This is a genomic window from Sphingomonas natans (assembly GCF_030546695.1).
In the GTDB taxonomy this organism is placed as follows: domain Bacteria; phylum Pseudomonadota; class Alphaproteobacteria; order Sphingomonadales; family Sphingomonadaceae; genus Sphingomonas_I; species Sphingomonas_I natans.
In genome coordinates this window covers 65027-89887 of sequence record NZ_JAUOTP010000010.1, presented here as the reverse complement: position 1 = coordinate 89887, position 24861 = coordinate 65027, and the positions used below count along the sequence as shown (strand labels likewise).

The 24861-nt window shown below is 66.8% G+C and carries 21 protein-coding genes; 12 read left to right on the top strand and 9 right to left on the bottom strand.

Annotated elements, in window-relative coordinates; genetic code table 11:
- Position 1: 1 nt before the first annotated feature.
- Both Q4F19_RS18455 and Q4F19_RS18450 read right to left on the bottom strand, forming a co-directional pair.
- Positions 2-4183 carry a translocation/assembly module TamB domain-containing protein gene (locus Q4F19_RS18455; protein WP_303545806.1) on the bottom strand — a complete coding sequence of 1394 codons (4182 nt, stop codon included), beginning with the start codon at positions 4181-4183 and terminating at the stop codon, positions 2-4.
- The gene (locus Q4F19_RS18450) at positions 4183-6195 is read right to left on the bottom strand and encodes an autotransporter assembly complex protein TamA (RefSeq protein ID WP_303545803.1); all 2013 of its coding nucleotides are present in this window, start codon (positions 6193-6195) and stop codon (positions 4183-4185) included. Before Q4F19_RS18450 ends, Q4F19_RS18455 begins: the two co-directional genes overlap by 1 nt.
- Before the next feature lie 88 nt (positions 6196-6283).
- Between Q4F19_RS18450 and Q4F19_RS18445 the strand changes: the two genes are divergently transcribed.
- Positions 6284-6469 carry a hypothetical protein gene (locus Q4F19_RS18445; protein WP_303545801.1) on the top strand — a complete coding sequence of 62 codons (186 nt, stop codon included), beginning with the start codon at positions 6284-6286 and terminating at the stop codon, positions 6467-6469.
- 153 nt (positions 6470-6622) lie between these two features.
- Here Q4F19_RS18445 and Q4F19_RS18440 read toward each other — a convergent pair whose 3' ends face one another.
- Complete coding sequence (locus Q4F19_RS18440) at positions 6623-7303, bottom strand: S24 family peptidase (RefSeq protein WP_303545798.1); 681 nt, start codon at positions 7301-7303, stop codon at positions 6623-6625.
- Positions 7304-7392: 89 nt separating this feature from the next.
- Between Q4F19_RS18440 and Q4F19_RS18435 the strand changes: the two genes are divergently transcribed.
- Positions 7393-7578, top strand: a complete 186-nt coding sequence (locus tag Q4F19_RS18435; RefSeq protein ID WP_303545796.1) for a hypothetical protein — start codon at positions 7393-7395, stop codon at positions 7576-7578.
- On the top strand, positions 7575-7913 hold the full coding sequence (locus Q4F19_RS18430; protein WP_303545793.1) for a hypothetical protein: 339 nt from the start codon (positions 7575-7577) through the stop codon (positions 7911-7913). Before Q4F19_RS18435 ends, Q4F19_RS18430 begins: the two co-directional genes overlap by 4 nt.
- Before the next feature lie 103 nt (positions 7914-8016).
- Here the strand turns inward: Q4F19_RS18430 and Q4F19_RS18425 are convergent, their stop codons facing one another.
- Both Q4F19_RS18425 and Q4F19_RS18420 read right to left on the bottom strand, forming a co-directional pair.
- Positions 8017-8712, bottom strand: coding sequence for a PEPxxWA-CTERM sorting domain-containing protein (locus Q4F19_RS18425; RefSeq protein WP_303545790.1), 696 nt, complete (start codon positions 8710-8712; stop codon positions 8017-8019).
- A gap of 103 nt (positions 8713-8815) precedes the next feature.
- Positions 8816-8977 carry a hypothetical protein gene (locus tag Q4F19_RS18420; protein WP_303545788.1) on the bottom strand — a complete coding sequence of 54 codons (162 nt, stop codon included), beginning with the start codon at positions 8975-8977 and terminating at the stop codon, positions 8816-8818.
- Between Q4F19_RS18420 and Q4F19_RS18415 the strand changes: the two genes are divergently transcribed.
- The 4 genes from Q4F19_RS18415 (at position 8976) to Q4F19_RS18400 (ending at position 13507) form a co-directional block, all read left to right on the top strand.
- Positions 8976-10433 (top strand): Gfo/Idh/MocA family protein, encoded by a 1458-nt coding sequence (locus tag Q4F19_RS18415; RefSeq protein WP_303545786.1) that lies wholly within the window; start codon positions 8976-8978, stop codon positions 10431-10433. The genes Q4F19_RS18420 and Q4F19_RS18415 overlap by 2 nt on opposite strands.
- A gap of 281 nt (positions 10434-10714) precedes the next feature.
- Positions 10715-11749 carry a DNA topoisomerase IB gene (locus Q4F19_RS18410; RefSeq protein WP_303545784.1) on the top strand — a complete coding sequence of 345 codons (1035 nt, stop codon included), beginning with the start codon at positions 10715-10717 and terminating at the stop codon, positions 11747-11749.
- Positions 11749-12963, top strand: a complete 1215-nt coding sequence (locus Q4F19_RS18405; RefSeq protein ID WP_303545781.1) for a mechanosensitive ion channel family protein — start codon at positions 11749-11751, stop codon at positions 12961-12963. Before Q4F19_RS18410 ends, Q4F19_RS18405 begins: the two co-directional genes overlap by 1 nt.
- A 58-nt stretch (positions 12964-13021) precedes the next feature.
- A complete protein-coding gene (locus Q4F19_RS18400; protein WP_303545777.1) occupies positions 13022-13507 on the top strand; it encodes a pyridoxamine 5'-phosphate oxidase family protein in 486 nt (161 codons plus the stop codon).
- A 30-nt stretch (positions 13508-13537) separates the two neighbouring features.
- On the opposite strand, the gene dgcA is transcribed toward Q4F19_RS18400, so the two are convergent.
- Positions 13538-14524: an N-acetyl-D-Glu racemase DgcA gene (dgcA, locus tag Q4F19_RS18395; RefSeq protein ID WP_303545774.1), complete on the bottom strand. Its 987-nt coding sequence runs from the start codon at positions 14522-14524 to the stop codon at positions 13538-13540.
- Between the two features lie 54 nt (positions 14525-14578).
- Positions 14579-15817: a polyhydroxyalkanoate depolymerase gene (locus Q4F19_RS18390; RefSeq protein WP_303545772.1), complete on the bottom strand. Its 1239-nt coding sequence runs from the start codon at positions 15815-15817 to the stop codon at positions 14579-14581.
- A 129-nt stretch (positions 15818-15946) separates the two neighbouring features.
- On the opposite strand from Q4F19_RS18390, the gene Q4F19_RS18385 reads away from it, so the two are divergent.
- The 3 genes from Q4F19_RS18385 (at position 15947) to Q4F19_RS18375 (ending at position 19010) form a co-directional block, all read left to right on the top strand.
- Positions 15947-17731, top strand: a complete 1785-nt coding sequence (locus Q4F19_RS18385) for an ABC transporter transmembrane domain-containing protein (protein WP_303545769.1) — start codon at positions 15947-15949, stop codon at positions 17729-17731.
- A gap of 489 nt (positions 17732-18220) precedes the next feature.
- Positions 18221-18460 carry a class III extradiol ring-cleavage dioxygenase family protein gene (locus tag Q4F19_RS18380; RefSeq protein ID WP_303545766.1) on the top strand — a complete coding sequence of 80 codons (240 nt, stop codon included), beginning with the start codon at positions 18221-18223 and terminating at the stop codon, positions 18458-18460.
- A gap of 46 nt (positions 18461-18506) precedes the next feature.
- Complete coding sequence (locus tag Q4F19_RS18375) at positions 18507-19010, top strand: retropepsin-like aspartic protease family protein (protein WP_303545763.1); 504 nt, start codon at positions 18507-18509, stop codon at positions 19008-19010.
- A 9-nt stretch (positions 19011-19019) separates the two neighbouring features.
- Here Q4F19_RS18375 and Q4F19_RS18370 read toward each other — a convergent pair whose 3' ends face one another.
- Positions 19020-20930 (bottom strand): CocE/NonD family hydrolase, encoded by a 1911-nt coding sequence (locus tag Q4F19_RS18370; RefSeq protein WP_303545760.1) that lies wholly within the window; start codon positions 20928-20930, stop codon positions 19020-19022.
- Between the two features lie 126 nt (positions 20931-21056).
- Positions 21057-22058, bottom strand: a complete 1002-nt coding sequence (locus Q4F19_RS18365) for an NAD(P)H-quinone oxidoreductase (protein ID WP_303545757.1) — start codon at positions 22056-22058, stop codon at positions 21057-21059.
- Between the two features lie 72 nt (positions 22059-22130).
- Here Q4F19_RS18365 and Q4F19_RS18360 point away from each other — a divergent pair, with 72 nt between their 5' ends.
- Positions 22131-22328 (top strand): DUF1192 domain-containing protein, encoded by a 198-nt coding sequence (locus Q4F19_RS18360; RefSeq protein WP_303545754.1) that lies wholly within the window; start codon positions 22131-22133, stop codon positions 22326-22328.
- 124 nt (positions 22329-22452) lie between these two features.
- Entirely contained in the window at positions 22453-24768 is a 2316-nt protein-coding gene (gene clpA, locus Q4F19_RS18355; protein ID WP_303545750.1) for an ATP-dependent Clp protease ATP-binding subunit ClpA, read from the top strand.
- The last annotated feature ends 93 nt before the right edge of the window (positions 24769-24861 follow it).

The following is a 24861-nucleotide window of genomic DNA, read 5'->3' as shown; positions in this document are numbered from 1 at the left end:
CTCAATAATCTTTCGACACGCGGACGTTGGCGCTCTGGCGGCCGATCGTCGAGATGGTCGAGAGCAAAGACAGCCAGCGCGTGATGCGGAATTCCACGCTCGTCGCCGAATAGCCGGCGCCATCGGTGACGACCTCGACATAGGTCCGGCGCCCGAGATACTTGCCTGCGGCGACCGCCGATTTGGCGCCCGTCGTCGGATCGGCGGGCAGGATGCGCAGCCGATCGAGCCGGACCGCGCGGCGCACGGCGTTGATCGGATCGAGATTGAGCCCTCCGCCGGTGCCCGAACTGCGGAGCGAGGCCACGGCCGCGGCTAATTGAAGCGCTTCCGGCGCCGAAAGATTGGTGATCGAGGTGCCGAACAGCAAGCGTGAGAGCAATTCGTCCTCGGGCAGGGCCGGCACGCTCTGGAAGCTGATTTCCGGGCGCAGTCCTGTGCCGGAGACCTGGATCGAGGCGTTGAGCCCTTGGATGTCGGCGCGCGCGGTGATGTCCAGGATCGGATCGGGCGGCGCGGCGCCGGTGAAGCGGATCGTCCCGCGCTCGAGCTCGAAACGGCGCCCGGCGAACTGATATCCGCCCCGAACCAGATCCGCCTTGCCGCCGATGACGGGATTGTTGACCGCGCCCTTGATCGTCAGGTCCGCGCGCCATTCGCTGTCGAGGCCCAAACCGCGCACCATCACCCGATTGCGCGCACGCGCCTTCAGATCGAGCTGCCAGGCCGCCGCGGGCAGCGCATCGCCGAAATCCTCATCGTCGGCATTCAGATCGGTGACGTTGAGCTGCGCGACCTGCGCCGCAGCAGCGCTGCCGAGCTGGTAGCGGCTCTTTTCCAGCACGACATCGCCGCTGATCACACCGCTGCGCCCATCGGATCGGATCGTGATCGGACCCGTCACCGTCGCGCCGATATCGTCGCGATTGAGGATCTGCGCGTCCTTGGCGACGAGCGACAGGTTCATCGCGACGCCGGTCGCGCCGGAAAGATCGAAATCGCCGCGCCCGGTGACGGTGCCGCCATCGGGCGTGACGCCGCTCATCGCCGAGAGCAGCAGTCGCGAGCCTTCGAATGTGCCGGTCGCCTTGACGCTGCGTACGACCGTGCCGGTCACGCTGCTCTCGACGCGGCCCGCATCGGTGCGCAGCGAACCGCGGATCAGCGGATCGGCGAGCGTGCCTGCGGCGTCGGCCGTCACGGTCAGCGGGCCGGAGAGATCGATCGTCTCGACCCCGGTCAGCCGCCACAATATGTCCGCCGGGCCGATGTAGCGAAGCTGTGCGAACAAGGGTGCGCGCAGGATCCGGTCGGACAGATCGCCGCCCGGCGGAAGCGGGGCGATGCGCGCCTGGGCCCGGCCGATCGTCTTGCCTTGCGAGATGGCCACGGCGCGCGCGGCGATGCCGCTCGGCGTGAGCGCGGCGGCCAGACCGACATCGATCGGCTGGGAGACGAGCACGAGACCGGCGCGCGCGAGGCCCCGCAAGGTGAGGTCCATTCGGCCGGTCGGTGCGGCCGCGCCTTCGCGGCGGAAGGAGAGCTTGCCGCTCGCATAGCCGCTTAGGCCGAGCTTGGGCACGAAGATGTCCGCCAGGATCAGGGGCATGCGGTCGAGCGTGGAATCGAGCACGACCCGGCCGGGGCCGAACTCACCGCCGATGCGCGCCGTGCCGCCGGCATAATCCAGCCGGGCCGAAGCGAGCCGCCAGCCGTCTCCCTGAGCGGTAATGATCGCCGGTTCGGGCAAGCGGATGGGCTTGGCATCGAGATTGCCGGAGGCAGTGATCGCGGCACGGCCCGGATCCAGCGTCGCGCCGAACTTGAGATCGAAGGTCTTCCCGCGACTGCCGACGATCGTGCCCGCGACCGTGCCGCGTCCACCGCGAAGATGCGCCTCTTCGGCCAATCGCGCGATCGAGACCGCGCCGCGGCGCAGTCCCCGGCCCGCGAAGCTACCGTCGATGCCGACGCCCGCCGAATCCAGCAGGATCGTGCCGTCGAGTTGACCGCGGCCGATGGCGATCGGCGTGGCCGCGGCGAGCTTGGCACCGGCAAATGTCAGGTGCGGATCGATCCGCTGGATCGTGCCCTGCGGCGCGAACTGCAGCGCACCGGTGATGCCGCCACCGGCCACGTCGAGCCGTCCGGAGAAGCCGTTGGGGTCCGAGCGGAGTCGGCCGCTGGCCCGCGTGCCCGAAACGTCGAGCGCACGGACGTCGATGACGGTCGGCTGGTTCGGGCTGGTATCGATCACGCCGTTGGCCGTGAACGGGCCGAGATAAGAACCGCCGGCCGCGCGGAAATCGAAACCGTTGGGAACGGGATCGAGGTTCAGCCGGACGTCCGTCGTACCGAGCGCGGGGACCGGCGCGTCGAGAACGAGATCGACCTTCGGGTGATCGATCGCGCCGTCCAGCCCGATGCGGAACGTGCCGTAGCTGTCCTGCCGGCCGGTGCCGTCGAACTTGAACGTGCCGTCGCGACGGCGCAGGCCCGAGCCGGTGATCCGGATCGCGGGACCGGTCAGGACGAGATTCTGGAAGCGCAACGTCCCGTCGGGATCGCGGATAAGCTTCGCCCCGAGATGCGGGAGCCCGCCGGCGAGCGAGCGCAGGAAGGCATTGTCGAAGCGTCGCACGTCGGCGGTGCCGCGTCCGCTGACGACCGTCCCGCGTCCGCCTGGGCCCGGGACCACCGAGAGCACGCTATCGACATCGACGATGCCGAGGCCGGGAATCAGATAACGTCGCAGGCCACCCGTCAGCGCGACATCGTAGGCGCCGCTGGCCAGATCGAGGCGCAGGCCAAGCTTGCCGTTCAGCTTGTCCGACGAGAGCAGCAGGCCGGCGCCCGTCACCGTCTTGGCATCGACGGCGAGCGTACCCTTCACCTTGAGATTGGCGAGGATGCCGCCCGCGACATCGCCGATCCCCGTGACGCGCGCCGCCGAAAGCGTGATCGGGACGAGCACCGGGACCTTGCCGAAGCGGCCCGAGCCGACGGCCGAGATGCGATCGAAGCCGGTCTGGTCGAAGGCGATGTGCGGGCTCGTCAGCGCATAGCGGAAGGCCGGCTCCCTGAAGTCGCCGTCGAGCACGGTGTGCAGGCGCACCTCGCGCCCGGTCATGTTCGGGAACAAAGCGGATGGCTGGCGCAGCTCGACGTCGAGCGCGAAGGCGCGGAACGCGCTTTCGGCAAGGTCGAGACGGCCGCGCGTGGCGAGGCGGAGCGCGGGCGCCGACAGCGCGAGGTCGCCGGTCAGCTGGCGATCGGCGAGCCGCGCATGGCCGGCGACGCTGACGGCCGGTGCCGTCAAACGCTGCAGCTTGCCCTTCAGGAAGGGCGAAGGCGCGAGCCGGCCGGTCAGGCCATAATCGCCGTCCTTCACGGTCAGCGCGAGATCGGCGATGCTGCGGGCGTCCAGCCGGGCATGCGCGGCGCCGTGCCAGCGATGCCATGTCCCGCGCCCGTCGACGCTGGCGAGGATTGGGAGTTTCGTGCCAAACAGTCCGCCGAGCACGCCGCCGGCCGGGCCCTCGGCGTGCGCCGCGAGACGGAAACGATCGCCATCGGGCTCGGCATCGAGATCAATCGCGAGCCGGTCGCGCTTGTTGCTCGCGGTCTGCACCCAGATCATCGCGCGGCGGCCATGTATCTCGGCGCGCGCTGCGACGCGGGCTTCGGCGGCGGTGCCCGCGACGGCCTTGCCGAGGCGCAGGTGCGCAATCTCGAGTTTGCCGATGCGGATGTCGAAGCCGGGGAGGATGGGACCCTGCTTGGTGCTCCTGAGTTTCGGCAGCCGATCGAGCGTGACGAGATCGGAGGAGAGCGTGTCGATATCGAGTCGGTTCGCGAGCCAGCCGAGCGGATGCCAGTCGAGCCGGATCGCGGGCGCCTCGAAGAACTGGCCGCGCAGATCGTAGAGCCGCACGTCGCGCAGCACCGCGTGGTTCCAGATCGAGCCCTCGATCCGGCCGATACGGATGCGCAGGCCCGTCTTGATCTTCAGCGCGGCAATGCGATCGACGATCAGGCGATGGCCCGGGCCGGTATCGACGCTCCAGATGGCGACGCCGACGACCGCGACCAGGCCGGCCAGCGCCCAAGCGATCGCACGTAGCAGCCGGTTGGGGCGTTTGGGCGACGCGTCGGTCTCGATCGTCTCGGTATCGAGCTCCATCAGAAGGCCTGGCCCAGCGAGACATAGACGGCGATGCGGGACTCGCCCGCGCGGCGATTGAGCGGAGTGCCGACGTCGATCCGGATCGGGCCGAAGCTCGTATAGTAACGCGCGCCGAGCCCCGCGCCGTAGCGCATGTGGCTGACCGTCGGGACGTTACTGTCGGTCAGCCGCCCGCCGTCGAGAAAGGGCACGACGCCGAACGCGCCGAAGCGGAAACGCGCCTCCGACCCGAACTCGACGAGGCCGCGGCCGCCGACCGGATCGCCGTCGATATCGACCGGGCCGATCTTCTGGTAGCCGAAGCCGCGCACCGATCCGCCGCCGCCAGAATAAAGCCGGCGCGACGGCGCGATGATCTCGGTATTGGCGCCGGTGATCGAGGCAACGCGGATGCGGCCCGCCAGGACGATCGACGGCGTCACCGGCCAATAGCCGCTCGCGTCCAGCTGGAGCTTCACATAGAGGTCGGCGGTCTTGTGGAGCGACGCTTCGGGCGAGATGCGGCCCGCGATGCGGTAACTTCGGCTGGGGTTCAGCAGGTCGTCCGTGCCGTCATAGGCCAGCGTCGCGGGTGCGGCGACGACGAAGAAGGTCCGGCGGCGATCCGCTCCGGTCGCCTGGATGGTGTCGCGTTCGTCGGATGCCAGCAATTCGCCGCCGACCGACCAGACCCACTTCTTCTGCCAGATGATGTTGGTCTGCCGTTCCAGATCGGCGGAAACCGAGAAACTCTTGGCGTCATAGGCGTTGAGATTGCTGTGCGAGGCGGCGATCTGCGCATTCAGGATGCGATCGCGCGCCTGATAATTAGAGCGGCGCAAGGTCGCGCTCAGCAATTGTTCGCGCGTGCCGGCGATGCCGCGGAAGGTGACCGCGCCCTCGGGGGGCAGCAGGTTGCGATGCTGCCACGACAATTCGGCGCGCGCGCCTTCGCCCGTGCCGTAGCCGAGTTCGCCCGCGATTGTGCGCGGTGGAGCGGGTTCGGTGAGGACCTGGATATCGACGACGGCGGGATCGGCGGCGGGGACAGGCGTGATCGTCGCGACCGAGACCAAGCTCGTCTGGATCAGCGCACGGCGCAGATCGTCGAGCCGGGCGGCGTCATATTCCTGGCCTTCGTGGAAACGGGCGATCTCGCCGAGGTGGTGCGCGGAAAAGACGGGGCGGGTGCCCGTCGGCAGGATCCGGCCGAAGCGCGCGGGCGCACCGGGATCGACGGCGAGGCTCAGCGTCGCCTCGCCGGTCGCATGATCGACGGTGACCTGCGGATCGGCGACCTTGGCGAAGGGGTAGCCTTCGCGGCCGAGGCGGGCGCGGTAATTGGCGACCTCGGTCGTGACGCGGTCGGCATCGACCGCGTCGCCCGGGCGGATCGCGAAGGCGTCGGCGAGCGGCGCGGTGCGGGTGCCGGCCCGGTCGAGCCCGGGGAGGGTGATCGTCGTGAAATGGTAGGCACGGCCGGTAGTGACGGCCAAGGTGACGGCGATCGGCGTGGCGGCGGCATCGACCTGACCTTCCACCGTGCCGTCGTAGCGGCCGACGGCGCGGAGCAACTGGCGCATCAGATCCTCGTCACCGACCAAGCGGCGGTTGATCTGCGCGGCGTTGGCTGGCTTGTTGTTGCCGGCCGCGAGCGCGGACAGGCCGTTGAACCGCAACCGGAAATTGGCACCGAGTTCGTCTATGCCGGTGATCGCCACGCGATAGGGGCGGGCAAGTTCGGCATCGTTGGCGCGGAGTGCTGCGGCCGCATCCGGCGCGACCGGTGCCGTGGCATCGGGGGCGGACAGATCGGGCCAGTCCACACCGAGATCGGGCATGGGAGCCAATGGCAGATCGGCGGTCAGCGGGGCTGGATCGGCGGTGGTGACCGGTGGGACGGGTGCATCGGCGAGAGGGGGCGGCGGCGTATCGGGCGCGGCCGTCTGGGCGCCGGCGGGAAGCGGCGTCAGGCAGAAGGTCGCAGCCGCGGCGGCGCCCAGTGCCGCTCGCATCGATACCGCAGGCATGCCCCTCCCTAGTGCAGGCCATGCGCCGCCGCCAGCCGGCGATGGCGCGGGCTGGTCACATCCCCGCGACAGTGGCAGGGAGGACACGATGAGCACGCCCCAGACCCCCAATCCCTCTGCGGCCGGCGTGCTGCTGGCAATCGCGATCCTGGGCGGCGCGGTGATCGGGATGATCGCGCGCCAGCCTTCCGCCGGCGTGGTCGGCGGGGTCGCGGTGGGCGTGGTGGCGGCCTTGCTCTTCTGGTGGCGCGATCGGAAGCGCACGGGGGTTTAATTCCCTCCGTTCGTTTCAAGCGGAGATCGAGCTTGTCGAGAGCGTAGTCGAAAAGTTTTGCTCGGCGCGCTGCGTGGGACACATCTCGACTTCGCTCGATGCTGCGGAGTTCTCGACAAGCTCGAACCAAACGGGTTGAGGGCCTGATCTTGCCTACCGCACCCGCCCGCCCGCCCAGAGCACCCGGCCCACGATCCGGATCCGGCTGCGGTCGGCATCGGGCCAGCTCTGGTGGGCGGGGTTGTCGCTGAGGACGGCCAGGCCGCCGTCGGGGCGCAAAGCGAGGCGCTTGACCATCAGCGCATCCTCGTTGCGCAGGACATAGACGCCGTCGCGCAGGCGCTCGGCGGCGTCGTTCGTGTCGACCAGGATGTCGTCACCGTCGGCCAGAGCGGGCAGCATCGAATCGCCCGTGACGCGGATCACTGACAGGCCCGCGGGATCGCCGACGCCGAGTTCGCGCAGCAGCGGCGCGGCGAAGGGCAGGGCCTCGGCCGGAGCGCCGCGCTCCTCCTCCAGCGAACCCGGCCCGGCCGAGGCGCCGAGCGCGCGGCGGGGCACGGCGATGATCGCGGCGGCGCGCAATGCCTCGCGCGGGGCGGCGGCGGGGACGGGGCGGGGCGCAGCCGGCGGCCCGCCCAGCGCCTCTTCGGAGACGCGGAAATAGGCGGCGAGTGCGCGACGATCCTCCTCCGCAAGCCGACGTGGGGAGCCGCGCTTCACATATTGCTGGATATAGGCGGGGTTGCGGCCGAGCATCCGCGACAGGCCCGCATAATCCTCGCGCCGCTCGGCGATAAGCGCCTCCAGCGCCGCACGCGGGTCAACGGCCATTTTTTCCTCCGCACATAGGAAAATTCCTAGACATGTAGGATTTGTCTTGCAAGCTAGAACATAACAGGAACGAAATCGGAGGGCGAATCGTGTATCTGCTGGGCCTCATCACCCGCCATCTGCAACGGACACGCATGCCGGAGACACTGTTCGGGAGGATGGTCCTGAACGATCCGCGCTTCGTCAGCGATCTGCGCGCCGGCCGCGAACCGGGGCCGCGGACCATAGCCAAGGTCTGCACCTACATCGCCGATGCGCAGGAGGCGCGGCGATGATCGCGGCAGGCAACCGGCCGCCAAGCGCACGGAGCGGGCGACCCGGCGCGCGCGAGGAATTGATCGCAGCGCTGGCGGCGCGGGGCGGGGAGGAGAGCGACGTGCGTGCGCTGCCGAGCCGCAACTGGGCCAGCGCGACCTTTTCCGGCGCACGCCACAGGCTGGAGATCTGCCTGCCGAGCGCGGCGGCGGTGGCTGCGTTCGAGGACGGACTGGCGGACGCGCAGTTCGCACTGCGCGGGCATCTCGTGGCGGACATCGTCGTCGCCGGGCGGCGCGCAGCGGGGGCCGGGACCCTGCTGGAGATCGAGGCGCTGACGATCGAGGAGAGTTGATGCGGCAGCCAGCCGGCCCGATGTGGGCGGGCTGCCGTTCACCCGGCTTGGTCAAGCGAACGCCGCCGATCTTGCGATCGGCGGCGCGCGGTAGTCTGGCCGATCAGGCGAAGCGCAGATTGGTCCGCTGGCGCCGGCGGAGCGAGCCGCCGACGAGTCCGAACCCGCCGATGAACATGCCCCAGGTCGCGGGCTCGGGGACTGCGGCGGGCGCACCGATCGTCAGATCGTCATAGCCGAAGCCGTCCGACGCCTTCGCGCCCTTCAAGGAGACGCTGGTGATCGCCGTGTCCGAGGTCAGGCCGAAGAACAGCAGATTGCCGTCCGGCTTCGCCGCGGTCGTCGTGACCTGATACGATCCGGCAGTGCCGTCGTTGAAGGTCACCGACAGCGCCGAGCCGAAGTCCGAAACGTCGGTCGCGTAGAAGCCGAACGCATAGACGCCGCCGGTGAAGCTGATCGTCAGATCGCCGGTCGCGTACAGTTCGCGCGACGGCGAGGTGGGGAAGAGGCCGTTGAAGGCCTGACGGACCTGACCGCTGCCGGACAAGGTCGCGGCGACCGTGCCGGCCGAACCTTCGAAGCTCAGCGCGAGCGGCAGAGCCTGGTTGACCGCGAAGCTTTCGATGTCTTCGACGCTGCTGGTGGAGAGCGCTGCGATGAAGGAGTCATGCGCCGTCTTGGCGGCACCGGAGACAACGCCGTTGGGCGTCGCCGTATAACCATAAAAGGTCGTCGCATCGGCGGTGGCCGACAAGGACAGGACCCCCAAAAACGCCGCAAAACCAAGCTTACGCATCACATTCCCCCTGGAGCATTGAACGCGAATCGGCGGATAGCGATTATCGAACGCTTGTCTAACGTTTTGTTAAGTTAACGCCTTGATAGGCCACGATTCATGGTTAACGATCGACTGCTCGCGTCGGGGCGGCGCGCTGCCAGACGCCCTTTTCGTCGCGGGCTTTCATCTGGTGAGAGATGCCCCTTCCCGCGGCGACGTCTTTGATCTTACCCTTTATCCGACCGGCGGAGACAAAAGCATCGCCGGACAGGGAGATGGACATGGACGGATCGGACGGCACGGGTCTCATGCGACGCGACGTTCTCGGCGGCATCGCCGCGGGCACTGCGGTCGCGGCAGGGGCGATGCCCGCGGCGGCGGCCACCACCAAGCGCAAGCGCTACGTTTCGGTCGGCGTCGGCAGCCGCAATCGCATGTACCAACAGGCGATCTGGGGTCCGCACAAGGAGCATGCCGACCTGGTCGCCGCAGTCGACGTCAATCCCGGCCGGCTCGCGCTCGTCGGGAAGCTCGCCGCCGCCAACGGTGCGGCCGCGCCCAAGGCCTATCTGGCCAGCGAGTTCGACAAGATGATCCGCGAGCAGAAGCCCGACGTGATCATCGTCACCCCGCCCGATGCGTTTCACGACGAGTATCTCGTCCGCACGCTGGAGGCGGGCTGCGACGTGCTGACCGAAAAGCCGATGACGACGACCGCCGAGAAGGCGCAGCGCATCCTGGATACGGTCAAGCGCACCGGCCGCCACATCCGCGTGACGCACAATTATCGCTACGCGCCCTATCGCAGCCAGGTGAAGGAGCTGCTGATGACCGGCGAGATCGGCGATATCTTGTCGGTCGATTTCCACTGGCTGCTCAACACCAGCCACGGGGCCGATTATTTCCGCCGCTGGCATGCGACCAAGGCGATTTCCGGCGGACTGATGATCCACAAGGCGAGCCACCATTTCGATCTCGTCAACTGGTGGCTGTCGGACATGCCGGTCGAGGTGCAGGCGGTAGGCAAGCGCGATTTCTATACGCCCGAGATGGCGCGCCGCTTCGGGCTGACCGGCGCGCACGAGCGCTGCCACACCTGCCCGGAAGCGGCGAAGTGCACCTTCTTCTTCGATCTGGCGGCGGACCCCGACCTGAAGGCGATGTATCTCGATGCCGAGCGCTATGACGGCTATTTCCGTGACCAGTGCGTGTGGCGGCCCTCGATCACGATCGAGGATACGATGAACGTGATCGTCAAATATCAGGGCGGCACGACGCTCAGCTACAGCCTCAACGCCATCAATGCCTGGGAAGGCTATACGATCGCGTTCAACGGTACGAAGGGGCGGCTGGAGCATGTCGTGATCGAGCAGGCGGGCATATCCGGGCTCAACGGCAGCAGCATGGGCGATGCGATCCAGACGCGGATCATCCCGATGCGCGGCGATCCGCGCGACATCCCGCCGGCGACGGGTGCGGGCGGGCATGGCGGCGGCGATGCGGTGATGCTGGCGGAGATCTTCGATCCCAACGCGCCGGCGGATCCCCTGCTGCGGCGCGCGGACGAGCGCGGCGGCGCGGCGGCGGTGGTGATCGGGGTGGCGGCGAACCGCTGCTTCCAGACGGGGCAGCCGGTGAAGATCGCGGACCTGGTCACCGGGCTGACCCCGCCCGTTTATCCGAAGATGCCCGATCATACGGGGCCGGTGCCGATGCCGCGGCCGCTGAAGAAGGTGTGACGCCTCGTTCCATAGCCCGTCCCCCATCTCCCCAACCGCTCATCCTGAGGAGAGACTGAGCTTGTCGAAGGCCCGTCTCGAAGAACAGGCACCGTCGCGTCCCGTCCTTCGAGACGCCATTTCGACTTCGTGCCTTTGGCACGAAGTTTATCCTGAGCGCCTGCCTTGGCAGGCAGTCGAAGGGCTCAATGGCTCCTCAGGATGAGCGGGGGAGGGGGACTCGCTTCGTCGGAGCCGGAGCGGGTGGGAACCTAGACGGCTCCCGTCCCGTTGGCCCCGACATGTCAGACACCGAACGACCCGCCGTCCTCTGTTATGTCGACGATGCGCTGCCCGGAATCACCCGCAAGAAAGCCGGGCATGGCTGGGGCTATTACGATCCCAAGGGCAAGCGCATCACGAACCGCGACGAGATCGATCGGCTCAACGCGATCGCGCTGCCGCCCGCCTACAAGGAGGCGTGGTTCTGCCCCAGTCCGGACGGGCATATCCAGGCAACGGGCGTCGACGATCGCGGGCGCAAGCAATATCGCTACCACACCGCCTTCCGTGCCGCGCAGGACGCGCACAAATATGAGCGCTGTGCCGATTTCGGGCGCGCGCTGCCGCTGCTGCGCGCGCGGGTGGAGGAAGATCTCGCGTCGCGCTCGCTGGACCGCGATACGGTCGTCGCGGCGGTCGTGCGGCTGCTGGATCTCGGCCATATCCGCGTCGGCAACGAGGCCTATGCGAAGGATAACAACAGCTTCGGCGCGACGACGCTGCGAAATCGCCACGCCAAGGTGGCGGGCGCGAAGCTCAGGCTCGAATATATGGGCAAATCGGGCAAGAAGCAGAAACTGACCATCGAGGACAAGCGCCTCGCCTCGATCGTGCGCCGCACGCAGGACCTGCCCGGGCAGCATCTGTTCGAATATGTCGGCGAGGATGGCGCGCCCCATGCGGTCGGCTCGGGTGAGGTCAACGCCTACATTCGCGAGGCGACGGGCGGCGATTTCACCGCCAAGCATTTCCGCACCTGGGGCGCGAGCCTGCTCGCTTTCGAGCACATCATGGAAGCGGCGAAGGGCGGCAAGCTCTCGCTGAAGCCGATGCTGGAGGAAGTGGCCGCCGCGCTCGGCAACACGCCCGCGATCAGCCGCAAATCCTACGTTCATCCCGCGCTGATAGAGCTCTGCCGGCAGGGCAAGGGCGATGCGATGTGCGCGCTCAGGCTGCCCCGCGCGACCAAATATATGACCGGCGCCGAACGCGCGCTGATCGGTTTCCTCGACGAGATTGCGGAGGCCGCGAGCAAGGAAGCGAAGGCCGCCTGATGGCAGATCCGATCGTGAATACCGCCCAGATGAAGCAGCCGCTCGTCGTCTCGACCAGCTCGCTGCAGGCGCTCTGGGACCAGAGCATCGCCTGGATCCTGAGCCACTATCTCCAGATCACGATCGCCACCGCGATCGGCGCGGTACTGGTCGCGGTGATGCTGGGCTTGCGCTGGCTGGGCAAACGGCTCTGCCGGCGCGGATCGACGCTCACCCACTGGCCGGTGACGATCGGGCGTGTGATCATGCGCACGCATCTATGGTTCATGGTGCTGTTCGCAGCCAAGCTCGTCTCGGGCTATGCCGATCCGCCGCATCTGGTCGCGCAGACGATCAGCGTGGCCTTCACCGTCGCCGCCGCGATCCAGGGCGCCTTGTGGGCGCGCGAATTCGTGCTCGGCATCGTCGAGCATAGGGCGGGCGACGACATTCACAGCGGGCTCGGCAGCGCGATCGGGATCATCCGGCTGCTCGTGACGATCGTGCTGTTCGCGATCGCGGGCGTCGCGATCCTCGATAATCTCGGCGTCAACGTGACCGGGCTCGTCGCCGGGCTGGGCATCGGCGGCATCGCGATCGGTCTCGCCGCCAAGGGCATTTTCGACGATCTCTTCTCGGCGCTGTCGATCATCTTCGACCGGCCGTTCCAGCGCGGCGATTCGATCCGCTGGGATTCGACGAGCGGCACCGTCGAGCAGATCGGGCTGAAGACGACGCGCGTGCGATCGGTCAGCGGCGAGGAGGTGGTGATCTCGAACACCAACCTGCTCAACAAGGAATTGCACAATATGGCGCGGCTGGACCGGCGCCGGATCGAGATGGTGCTGGGGCTTGCTTATTATACGCCGCCCGACGTGTGCGCGGGCGTGCCGGCGATGCTGAAGGGGATCGTCGAGGCGCAGGACAAGTGCACGCTCGTGCGCTGCGGCATGTTCGGCTTCGGGGATTCGACGCTCGACTTCAATCTGCAGTTCGACGTGCATTCCGAGAATTACAACGAGGTGTTCGCGGCGCGACACAAGGTGTGCGTCGCGATCCTCGAGGCCTTCAATGAAGCGCATATCGACTTCGCCTTCCCGACCCAGACCGCGGTGATTGCGGGCCCCGACGGCAAGCCGATGATCGATGCGGACAGCCATGCAAGCAGGCCGGGGCTGCCTCACCCGGCGGCCGCGACGCACGAAGCGACCGAGAGCGAGATCGCCCCCGCCTGAACGGAACCCGAAAGCCTGCCGGGCGCTTTTCCCGGGACGGTTTTCGAGGAGAGACACGATGGCAGACGACGCTCAGATCGAGGCGCGCTTCTGGACGGAATTGAAGGCCAGCCCCTTCGTGATGCTGGGCCTGGACGGCGCGCGCGATGGCTACACCCAGCCGATGACCGCGCAGATCGATGGCGACGACAGCGGCCCGCTCTATTTCTTCACGACGAAGGACAATGGGTTGGTGGCCGAGCTCGGCACGTCGGATCGCGCGATCGCGACCTTCACCGGCAAGGGCCACGATTTATTCGCCAGCATTCACGGTTCGCTGAGCATCGACAGCGATCCCGCCACGATCGACCGGCTATGGAACAGCCATGTCGAAGCCTGGTACGAGGGCGGCAAGAGCGATCCCAAGCTGGCTCTGCTGCGCCTGGATACGGAAAGCGCGAAGATCTGGCTGGGCGGCTCCTCGATCGGCGCGGCGCTGACGCGCCTGTTCGGCAAGGATCCGAAGGCGAGCTACAAGGACAATGTCGCCGAAGTGGCGCTGTAACTTCACCCTCTCCAGCAAAGCTGGGAAGGGTTAGCCCCACAATTCCGGCGCGGCGGCGGCGAGGAGACCCTTCGTCGCCGTCATCGCATGTTTGCGATCCTCCGCGAGCAGGAGCGCGCCGTCGAGATCGATCCAGCGGGCCTGCGAGGCGACGAGCGCGGCGGGGGCGATCCCGAGCGAGGTCGCGAGCATGCAGCCGACCATGATCTCAAGTCCCGCGGCGGGGGCTTCCGCCGCCAGTGCCAGCGCCTCGGTGAGGCCACCCGCTTTGTCGAGCTTGATGTTGATCGCGGCGTAGCGTCCGACGCAGCGCTCCAGATCGGCGCGATCCTGGCAGCTTTCGTCGGCGCAGAGCGGGATCGGGCTGACGACGTTGTCGAGCAGATGATCCTGGCCCGCCTTCACCGGCTGCTCGATCAGTTCGACCCCGAACGGGACGAGCGCGCCGGCTTCGGCGGCGACGTCGCGGCCGGTCCAGGCTTCGTTGGCATCGACGATCAGGCGCGCGGCGGGCGCGCCCTTGCGGACGGCGGCGACGCGCGCGATGTCGCCCTCGCCGGCAAGCTTCAGCTTGAGCAGGGGCAGATTGGCGACGGCGCGCGCGTCCGCCTCCATCCGGGCGGGCTCGCCGAGCGAGATAGTGAATGCGGTTTCAAGCGGCTGCGGCGCCGAGAGGCCGGCGAGCCGCCAGACCGGGATGCCGCTGCGCTTGGCTTCCAGATCCCACAGCGCGCAATCCAGCGCGTTGCGCGCCGCGCCGCGCGGGAGGAGGGTCTGGAGCGCGATGCTGTCCAGGCCGGCCTCGACCTGCTCGCGCACGCCTTCCAGCACGGCGAGGATGCCGCTCGCGCTTTCGCCGTGATAATAGATGGCGGTCGCCTCGCCTCGGCCGACGAGCCCGCCCTCGGCGAGTTCGGCGATGACCACCTCGACATCGCGCTTGGCGCCGCGCGAAATGGTGAAGGCGCCGCGGACCGGCCAACGCTCGATCCGGGCAGACAAGGTACGGTGAAGCATCGGCGCGATCATAGGCCCCTGGCGCGGCTCGCGCCAAGGATGCCTATGGCCGAGTCAGGCCTTGGCGGCGCGCGCGTCGGCGTCGAGGATGAACTTCTCGAGCACGGGCGCGATCTCGTCGCGCCAGCGGCGGCCGTTGAAGATGCCGTAATGGCCGACCTTGGGCGCCATATAATAGGTCTTGTAGGCATCGGGCAGGTTGGTCGCGAGCGTAAGCGCGGCCTTGGTCTGGCCGAGGCCGGAGATGTCGTCCTTCTCGCCTTCCACCGCGAGCAGGGCGATGTCGATGATCGCGCCCGGATCGACCCGCTCGTCATGATGCATCATCTCGCCCTTGGGCAGGAGGTGGCGCTGGAAGACGACGTCGATCGTCTGCAGGTAGAATTCCGAGGTCATGTCGCAGACCGAGCGATATTCCTCGTAGAAAGCCTTGGTCGAGTCGGCATGCTCCTCGTCGCCGTCGACGAGATGCTTGAACATCTGCCAGTGGCTGACGAGGTGGTTGCCGAGGTTCATCGCCATGAAGCCGCTGAGCTGGACGAAGCCCGGATAGACCTTGCGCCCGCCGCCGGGATGGAACCACGGCACGGTCTGGATCACATTCTGTTCGAACCAGCTATGCGGGCGCTGCGTCGCGGTGGTGTTGACTGCGGTCGGCGCCTCGCGCGTGTCGATCGGGCCGCCCATCATCGTGATCGAGCGCGGCCGCGCATGATGCTTCTCGGCCGACATCAAGGCGGCGGCGGCATAGACCGGCACCGCCGGCTGGCAAACCGCGAGGACGTGCGTGCCCGGGCCGATATGGTCGAGGAAATCGACGACGTAATCGATATAATCGTCGAGATCGAAGGTGCCGAAGGCGAGCGGCACTTGGCGCGCATCGGCCCAATCGGTGATCCACACGTCGTGGCCGGGCAGCATGCGCTCGACCGTGCCGCGCAACAGCGTGGCATAATGTCCCGACATCGGCGCGACGATGAGCAGCTTGGGCTGGTTCTTCGGCGCCTTGGGACGGGTGAAATGGATGAGCTGGCCGAACGGGCGGACCGCCTCGATCTTCTCGATCACGGGTACCGCCTTGCCGGCGATCTGCGTCGTGGGCAGGCCGAAGCTGGGCTTGCCGTAGCTGGCGGAGGCGTGGGCGAACACATCGAGGCCGGATGCGAAGATCGGCGTCAGCGGAGATTTCGAGAAGGGATTGGACGGATTGGTCATCCAATCCGAACTGGCGCCCGCCAACGCGCTGGCGCCAGCCAGGAAGCTGCGCTGCATCTCGTAAGCTTCGTACAACACCAAGGTGTCTCCCAAAAATCCGTCGTTTCCGGACAAACGATTGTGAGCCCGTAGGTGTTGCAATGCAATATAATGCACGTCCGCTGACGTGTGATTGAGCCCCTATCGGGGCACTGCTAGTAACGGCATATGGCCTCTTCCCTTGATACCGCACCCGATAAACGCCGGCTGGGCGAACTCGGCCTCATCTGGCGGATCGCCGCCCGCTATCCAGGGCGGATCGCTGGCGCGCTGGCGGCGCTGATCGTCTCCTCGGCGGCCACCTTGGGCATACCCTATGGCTTCAAGCGCGTGATCGATCGCGGCTTCGTCGGCAGCGGGGGATCGCCCGCGCATGTCGCGACGAGCTTCCATTATCTGCTGATGATCGTGGGCGTCCTGGCGATCGCGACGGCCCTGCGCTTTTATTATGTGTCCTGGCTCGGCGAGCGGGTCATCGCCGACGTGCGGCGCGAGGTACAGGCGAATCTGCTCACCTTGAGCCCGCGTTTTTTCGAGGAGAATCGTCCGTCCGAGATCGCCTCGCGGCTGACGGCGGATACCGCGCTGATCGAGCAGGTCGTGGGATCCAGCGTCTCGATAGCGCTCCGCAACATCTTCATCGGCCTCGGCGGCATCGCCTACATGTTCATCCTGTCGCCGAAGCTGGCGGCCTTGCTGCTGCTGGCGATCCCGGTGGCCGTCGTTCCGATCGTGATGTTCGGCCGGCGCGTGCGCGCCCATTCGCGTACCTCGCAGGATCGCGTCGCCGATATCGGCGCGACGGTGGCCGAAGTCGTCGGTGCGATGAAGATCGTCCAGGGCTTCAACCAAGAATCGCGCGAGCGCCGCCGCTTCGCCGATGTCGTTGAGCGCGCCTTCGCCGCATCGCGCACGCGCATCGTGATCCGCGCGATCATGACCGCGATCGTGATCGGGCTGATCTTCGGCGCGGTGACGCTCGTGCTGCAGCAGGGCGCGGTCGATGTCGCCAGGGGGCGGATGACGGGGGGATCGATCTTCGCGTTCGTCGTCGTCGCTGGGCTCGTCGCCGGCGCATTCGGTGCGCTGACCGAAACCTATGGCGATCTGCTGCGCGGCGCGGGCGCGGCGGCGCGGCTCGGCGAATTGCTGACCGAGAAAGCCGAGATCGCGGCGCCGCTCAAGCCGCAGGCGCTGCCGCTGCCGCCGCGCGGCGGGCTTTCCTTCGATCATGTCGAGTTCCGCTATCCCACGCGGCTGGAGGTAGCGGCGCTCCACGATTTCAGCCTCAATATCGAGCCGGGCGAGACGGTCGCGATCGTCGGCCCGTCGGGTGCGGGCAAATCGACGCTCTTCCAGCTGGCGCAGCGTTTCTACGATCCGATGGCGGGGACGGTGCGGATCGACGGTGTCGCGCTGACGCAGGTCAATCCCGCCGATGTCCGCGCGCGGATCGCGATCGTGCCGCAGGACACGGTGATCTTCGCCGCCTCCGCGCGCGACAATCTGCGTTACGGCAAGTGGGATGCGGACGATGCGGCGATCTGGGCGGCAGCCGAGAGCGCCAATGCCGCCAAGTTTCTGAGCGATCTGCCGCAGGGCTTGGACACGTTCATGGGCGAGGGCGGCGCGCGGCTGTCGGGCGGGCAGCGCCAGCGGCTCGCCATCGCGCGCGCGGTGCTGCGCGATGCGCCGATCCTGTTGCTCGACGAGGCGACTTCGGCGCTGGATGCCGAGAGCGAGCGGCTCGTCCAGCGCGCGCTGGAGCGGCTCATGAAGGGCCGTACCACAATCGTCATCGCGCATCGCCTGGCGACGGTACGGATGGCGGACCGGATCGTGGTGATGGACCAGGGCCGGATCGTGGAAGAGGGCAAGCATGACGCGCTGGTGGCGCGGGGCGGCCTCTATGCGCGGCTCGCGAAGCTGCAGTTCGACAGCGAAGTCGCGTGATCCAGAGGGTCATGCCGTCGCAGGCATGATGTCGCGCTGACATCGACGGATCGCGAGTGCTCCGCGCGACCGGGCATCGACCAAGGGTCATTGCCGGACGGGCGATCGCGCGAGCGGATACGGCCTATCCTGTCGCGGAACGGCAGACTTAAGAACCGCGTCGCATTCCCGCTGAGCGGTCGATCGATCTTTTTTTCGATGCGCTCGACCGCATGATCTGTTTACACGCTGTAAGACGCGTAGTCGGTCTGCGGGCTGGAAGCCAATATATTACTAGTTCTTAATACATCACCTAACACTGCATTAGGCACTAATCAGCGTGGCAATTATGGTTAAGACGAATTAACGAAGTTAAATGAACCTTACATCATCTTGAATGAGATCGTGATATTCTTCGAATTATCTATCAGTGAAGGAACCGGGATTGCGGCGGGAGGTTCTGCCATCATGAATACGATCGGCGAGACTCGCTGAACGAAGGAATTGGAAATGGCATTCGCCGCGACAGCACGGGAATATCCCGACCGGAACGTCCCCCCGTTCGTCGGACCCGCGTCGCAGACCGCCGACCGGATCGACGCGGCCCGGCTGCGCGCGCTGCACGCCGAGGTTGTTGCTCAGTCTGTTTCGGATCGCTGGCCGGCGCCGGTGCGCGCGGCGATCATCGTCGGCGGCGGCATCGCCAGCTGGATCGGGTTGATCGCCATATTCGTCGCCGCGATCAGATAACCGCGCATCGAATTTTGTATCAGTAGCTTAGCGAAAGTACGCGATCATGGCCGGACACCTCGGAATTGCCGTCATGGCACTCGGCACGCTTCTCACGGCAGGCTTGCCGACCGCCTATACGCTCGGCGCGACGCGGCCCGCGCAGGCGGAGGCGATGACTCCAGATCTCGCGCCCTCGGCCCCGGTGGGCGATCAGTATCTCGCGCGCAGCGCCGATGGCTTCTTCTACGCTTCTGCCGAGGTGAACGGCCGCAAGGTCAGGCTGCTGATCGACACCGGCGCCAGCGCGATCATGCTGTCGACCGCCGAGGCGACGCGGCTGGGCGTTCCGGTGAAGGCGCTGGCCTATCACGAACGGGTGATGACAAGCGCCGGCTCGGTGCCGATGGCGCGCGTCATGATCGATCACATGACGGTGGCGGGCCGCACGTTCCAGGACGTCCCGGCCATGGTGACCCCCTCCAGCAGCGGCATCGGCCTGATGGGCCAGAGCTTGCTGGCGCGCTTCCAGGTCGTGTCCATCTCCGGCGACACGCTCAAGCTGAGCTGATCCCGGCCCTCACTTGGCATCCACGACCGGCAGCCACACCGCGCTCGCGGCGCCGGGCGAATGCGCGACGGTCATCGTCTGCGCCTTGTAGTCGGCCGGCTTGGCGAAGAAGATGTTGGGCACATAGGTCTGCGGGTTGCGATCGTAGAGCGGGAACAGGCTCGACTGGATCTGCACCATGATCCGGTGGCCGGGCTGGAAGACGTGGTTGGTCGTCGGCAGCCGGAACTTATATTCCTGCAGCTTGCCCGCCGGGATCGGCTTCGGATGTTCAAAGCTCTCGCGATAGCGGCCGCGGAAGATATCGAGCGCGACCGCGAGCTGATAGCCGCCCATCTCGGGCTGTGAGGGCACCTCGTCGGGATAGACGTCGATCAGCTTGACGACCCAATCGGCATCGGTGCCCGTCGTCGCCGCGAACAGATCGGCGATCGCCGCGCCGGAGATACGGACGGGCGCGGTCAGTTTCGGCGTTTCGTAGACGAGCACGTCGGGCCGCGTGCCGACATTGCGCTGGTCGGAGACGAGCCACGGCTTCCACTGATCGGCATCGTCCATCTTCACCGGGCGCGGCACGAACGGGATCGGCTTGGCGGGGTCGGAGACATAGACGTCGCTGCCTTTGACGGTGGGCGCCGCGAAGGACAGGCTCTTGCCGGCGCTCAGATAGAGCGGCTTCAGCGGAGCCGGGCAGTCCTTCTGGCAGGCGAGCGGCCAGCTCGGCAGGCGATCCCAATGATTCTCGCCCGTATTGTAGATGAAGACCTTGGGCGTCTCGGCCTTGGGCGCGCCGTCCTTCAGATATTGATCGAAGAAAGGCAGCAGCACGTCGCGGCGAAACTGCAGCGCGGTGTCGCCGTCCCATTTCAGCGGGCCGAGGCTCGCTGCGTCGTAATTGACCTGGCTGTGCCGCCACGGGCCCATCACCAGATAATTGTTCGCCTCGTGCCCCGCGGCCTTCAGCGCCTCCCAGCTATGGATCGCGCCATACATGTCCTCCTGGTCCCACAGGCCCTGCAGCCACATCGTCGGCACGTTGGAGGGCTTGGCAGCGACGAGCGTGTCGAGCGCCTGGCCCTGCCAATAAGCGTCGTAGCGCGGATGCTCGGCCATGCGCCGCCACATGCCGAACTGCTCGAGCTTGTGCGCCTTGGCGAAGTCGCCAGCCGAGCCCGCGCGCAGGTAGAGATCGTAATCGTCGGCACTCGAGGTGACGATCTCGTCGCCGCCCTTCCGGCTGCTCTCCTGCCCGACGAAATAGCTGTCGCTGCCCTGACGATAGGCGCCGTGGTGGAACCAGTCGTCGCCCATCCAACCATCGACCATCGGGCTTTCGGGTGCCGCGACCTTCAGCGCGGGATGCGGATCGAGCAATGCCATGACGACGGTGAAGCCTTCGTAGGAAGAGCCGATCATCCCCACCTTGCCGTTGGTCTCGGGGATATTCTTCACGAGCCAGTCGATCGTGTCCCACGCGTCGGTCACATGATCGGTGTCGGTCGGGTTGAGCGGGCCGCGCACGGGGCGGGTCATCTCATAGGACCCCTCCGAGCCATATTTGCCGCGTATGTCCTGGAAGACGCGGATATAGCCCGCCGCGACGAACTGGTCGTCGCCCTGCGGCAGGATCGCGAGCATCGAGCCCGAGACGTTGCGCGCGGCGCGCTTGTCGGCATTATAGGGCGTGCGCGTTAGCAGGATCGGCGCGCGCGTCGCGCCCTTGGGCACGACGATGACGGTGTGAAGCTTCACCCCGTCGCGCATCGACACCTCGACGACGCGCTTCACATAATCATAGCCGTCGATCGGCTCGACATAATGAGCCGGGATGTCGTTCGCGGCAGGCGCGGATCGCGGCGGCGTCTGCGCGGTGGCGGTGGTGGCGAGCAGAGCGGCGAGGAGCGGGAGTGTCTTGGTCATGACCCCAGCTTAATGGCTTTCGCGCGCAAGGCGAGGGGTGCAGGCGTGGTCACCGGGCCGGATCGTGCGCGGCGGCGGGCTGCCTGGGAGCATCGCTTACCGGCTCCAGGCATCCGACCGCGCGGCCTAGTCCATCGTCAGCACGACCTTGCCGACATGATCGCCCGCCTCGACGCGGGCATGCGCATCGGCGGCGCGATCGAGCGGGAAGGTGCGGTCGATCACGGGGCGCAGTTCGCCGCGCTCGGCGAAGGGCCAGACCTTTTCGCGGATGTCGGCGCAGAGCGCGCTCTTGAAGGCGGTGTCGCGGGGGCGGAGCGTGGAGCCGGTCAGCGTCAGGCGGCGGACCATCAGCTCGAAGATCGGGATTGTCGCCTTCGCCCCGCCCTGCACCGCGATCGAGACGTGGCGGCCTTCTTCGGCCAGGCACCTCATGTTGCGGGGCAGATAGTCGCCGCCGACCATGTCGAGCACGACATTCACGCCGCGGCCGCCAGTGATGCGCTTCACCTCCTCGACGAAGTCGGCCGTCTTGTAGTCGATCGCTTGATCCGCGCCGATCCGGAGCGCGGCCGCGCATTTGGCGGCGCTGCCCGCCGTGACGATCACCTCGATCCCGAACAGCTTCGCAAGCAGGATCGCGGTGGTGCCGATGCCGCTGGTGCCGCCGTGGACGAGCAATGTCTCTCCCGCTTTCGCGCCGCCCCGCTGAAAGACATTGTGCCAGACGGTAAACAAAGTCTCGGGCAAGGCCGCCGCCTCGATCAGGCTGAGCGCCTCGGGCACGGGCAGGCAGTGGCCGACATTCGCGATAGCATATTCGGCCTGCGCACCGCCCGCGACAAGCGCGCAGACGTTCGTGCCGATCAGCGACTCGCCAGCGGCGTCGCCCGCCGCCACGACCTGGCCCGCAAGCTCCATGCCGAGGATCGAGGGCGCGCCGGGGGGCGGCGGATATTTGCCCTCGCGCTGCATGATCTCGGGCCGATTGACGCCGGAGGCCGCGACTCGGACGAGGATTTCGCCCGGTCCCGGAGCCGGCACGGGGCGCTCGACGGGGACCAGAATCGCGGGTCCGCCGGGCTTCTCCGGATCGAGCGCCTTCATCATGTGAGGCAAGGCGTGCATCTGTTTCTCCGGAACCGGCAGTTGGTCGCGGGCTTTATTGACAGGCGTCCGAAGAGGGTCAACGTTGCTGCCATGGATCTCGATGACATCCTGCCGCGCAAATCAGCCGATCCCGCCGCGGCGCTTTCGGCGCAGGATCTCGACAGTTTGTCCGTCGAGGAACTGCACGCCCGGATCGCGACGCTGGAAGGCGAGATCGAACGGACCCGCGGCAAGATCGCATTCGCCGTTAACCATCGTGCAAGTGCCGAAGGCCTATTCAAACGATGAAGGCGGGTCCCGCTTTCGGATGGGAAGCCCGCAAAGGGCCCCGGCTTGATCGGCGGGATCAGCATCACGACATGAGGATGGTCGCAGGGCCGTTCTTCGGCCGCTGCCAGGAGTAAGCTGAACCATGCCATCCTTTGCCCGCGAGCTCGAGCAGACGCTGCATAACGCGCTGACCGCTGCCTCTTCCCGCCACCACGAATATGCGACGCTCGAGCATCTTCTGCTCGCGTTGATCGGCGACGAGCATGCCGCCAAGGTCATGAGCGCCTGCGGGGTCGAGCTCGGCGATCTCAAGACCGCCGTGACGACCTATCTCGACACCGAACTGGATGCCCTGAAGACGCAGGGCAATGCCGATCCGTCGCCGACCAGCGGCTTCCAGCGCGTTGTCCAGCGCGCGATCCTCCATGTCCAGTCCTCGGGCCGCGAGGAGGTGACGGGCGCCAACGTGCTCGTCGCGCTCTTCTCGGAGCGCGAGAGCTATGCCGTCTATTTCCTGCAGCAGCAGGATATGAGCCGCCTCGATGCGGTGAGCTTCCTCAGTCACGGCGTCGGCAAGGCCGGTCAGCCCACGGAGAATCGCGAGGTGAAGGGCGAGGACGAGAAGGCGCAGAAATCCGAGGGCAAGCAGAAGGGCGAGAGCGCGCTCAAGCAATTCTGCGTCAACCTCAACGAGAAGGCCAAGGACGGCCGCGTCGATCCGCTGATCGGCCGCACCGCCGAGGTGGATCGCACGGTGCAGATCCTGTGCCGCCGCTCGAAGAATAACCCGCTCTATGTGGGCGATCCGGGCGTCGGCAAGACGGCGATCGCTGAGGGCCTCGCGCGCAAGATCATCGAGGGCCAGGTGCCCGACGTGCTGCTGCCGGCGGTGATCTACTCGCTCGATATGGGCGCGTTGCTCGCGGGCACACGCTATCGCGGCGATTTCGAGGAGCGGCTGAAGCAGGTCGTCAACGAGCTCGAGAAGATGCCGCATGCCGTGCTCTTCATCGACGAGATCCACACCGTGATCGGCGCGGGCGCCACTTCGGGCGGGGCGATGGATGCGTCCAACCTGCTCAAGCCGGCTCTGTCGGGCGGCACGATCCGCTGCATCGGATCGACCACCTACAAAGAGTTCCGCAATCATTTCGAGAAGGACCGGGCGCTGCTCCGGCGCTTCCAGAAGATCGACGTGAACGAGCCGACGATCGAGGACACGATCAAGATCATCACCGGGCTGCGCTCGGCGTTCGAGCAGCACCATTCGGTGCGCTACACGCCCGAGGCGATCAAGTCGGCGGTCGAGCTTTCGGCGCGCTACATCAACGATCGCAAGCTGCCCGACAAGGCGATCGACGTGATCGACGAGGTCGGCGCGATGCAGATGCTGGTCGTGCCCTCCAAGCGGAAGAAGGTGATCACCGCCAAGGAGATCGAGCAGGTCATCGCGACGATGGCGCGCATCCCGCCGAAATCGGTCTCGACCGACGACACGCGCGCGCTCGCCAGCCTCGATACCGATCTGAAGCGCGTCGTGTTCGGGCAGGACAAGGCGATCGAGGTGCTGTCGTCGGCGATCAAGCTGAGCCGTGCGGGCCTGCGAGATCCGGACAAGCCGATCGGCAATTATCTGTTCTCCGGCCCGACCGGCGTCGGCAAGACTGAGGTCGCGCGCCAGCTCGCCTCGATCATGGGCATCCCGCTCCAGCGTTTCGACATGAGCGAATATATGGAGCGGCATTCGATCAGCCGGCTGATCGGCGCGCCCCCGGGCTATGTCGGCTACGATCAGGGCGGGCTGCTGACCGACGCGGTCGACCAGCAGCCGCATTGCGTGCTGCTGCTCGACGAGATCGAGAAGGCGCATCCCGATCTGTTCAACATCCTGCTGCAGGTGATGGATAACGGGAAGCTGACCGATCACCACGGCAAGACGGTCGATTTCCGCAACGTCATCCTGATCATGACGACCAATGCGGGCGCCTCCGACATGGCCAAGGAGTCGATCGGCTTCGGCGCGAGCAGCCGCGAGGATGTGCAGGAGGAGGCGGTGAAGAAGCTCTTCACCCCCGAATTCCGCAACCGCCTCGATGCGATCGTGCCGTTCGACTATTTGCCGACGCCGGTCATCGGCCGCGTCGTCGAGAAGTTCATTCTGCAGCTCGAGCTGCAGCTGGCGGATCGCGACGTGCATATCAGCCTCGACGAGCCCGCCAAGGCATGGCTTACCGAGCGCGGCTACGACAAGCTCTATGGCGCGCGGCCGATGGGTCGCCTGATCCAGGAGAAGATCAAGCAGCCGCTCGCCGAGGAACTGCTGTTCGGCAAGCTCGTCCATGGTGGCGAGGTGAAGGTCCACATGAAGGAGGGCGCGCTTGCGTTCGAGATCGTGTCGGCCGCGCCGAAGAAGCCCAAGAAGGGTGGTCGCGCCAAGAAGACTGCCGAGCAGGCGTAGGCTTCAGCTTGATTTGGTGACGGAGAGGGCGTCGGCGGGAGCCGGCGCTCTTCCTGTATTCGTCCATTCCCGACTGGTTTGGCCGGAGTCGCG